The sequence below is a fragment of the Brevibacillus halotolerans genome (assembly GCF_026891775.1).
Taxonomy (GTDB): domain Bacteria; phylum Bacillota; class Bacilli; order Brevibacillales; family Brevibacillaceae; genus Brevibacillus_B; species Brevibacillus_B halotolerans.
Window position 1 is genome coordinate 1 of record NZ_JAPTNK010000083.1, and the last position, 255, is coordinate 255.

Consider the following 255-nt stretch of genomic DNA (forward strand, 5'->3'; position numbering starts at 1 on the left):
TGTCTGGTGATGATGGCAGAGGGGTCACACACGTTCCCATTCCGAACACGACCGTTAAGCCCTCTAGCGCCGATGGTACTTGCCCATTTGGGCCGGGAGAGTAGGACGTTGCCAGGCCGGTAACCTTAAAGGTTACTGATCCATATATTTGTTCTTTGAAAACTGGATAATGATAGAAAGCATACAAGGCAAACGTTCTTACTTTTGTAGGAACATGCAAGCATTAGTGTAGATCGAAAGATCAAACCTTTAACT

The 255-nt window shown here is 45.5% G+C and carries 1 rRNA gene; it reads left to right on the plus strand.

Features of this window, described 5'->3' with window-relative positions:
- Window positions 1-2 precede the first annotated feature (2 nt).
- Window positions 3-117: ribosomal RNA gene (gene rrf / locus O0550_RS24270) — 5S ribosomal RNA — on the plus strand.
- Window positions 118-255 lie beyond the last annotated feature (138 nt).